This is a genomic window from Pelomicrobium sp. G1 (assembly GCF_051905455.1).
Classification (GTDB): Bacteria; Pseudomonadota; Gammaproteobacteria; order Burkholderiales; family UBA6910; genus Pelomicrobium.
On record NZ_JBQACR010000159.1, the window covers coordinates 1 to 376 of the forward strand.

The following is a 376-nucleotide window of genomic DNA, read 5'->3' on the forward strand; positions in this document are numbered from 1 at the left end:
CTCCCTCGTGCTCGAGGCGCGGCTGCGCAAAATCCCGCTGCCCGACCTGCTCGGGCAGCTCCACCTGAAGACATGAGGTCCCTATGCCGACCATCACCGATATCGAGTCCCTGACCCGCGCCTACGCCGATGCCCGCGCGCTCCTCGCCGAGCGCGTGCAGGCCCTGCAGGAGGAGATCGAGGCCGCGCGCCGCCGGCGCCTGCGCGGCATCAAGGAGGCCGTCGCCCGCGCGGCGGATGCCCACGCCGCCTTGCGCGCCGCCATCGAATCCGCGCCAGAGCTCTTCGCTCGTCCCCGGACGCTGACCATCGCCGGCATCCGGGTGGGCTACCAGAAGAGCCGCGGCGAGATCGTCTGGGAGGATGCCGCCCAGGT

General features: G+C 72.1%; 1 pseudogene. It reads left to right on the plus strand.

The window, feature by feature from the left end:
* Positions 1-83 precede the first annotated feature (83 nt).
* Positions 84-376, plus strand: a pseudogene (locus tag ACTFO6_RS17970) (hypothetical protein); the annotation flags it as partial.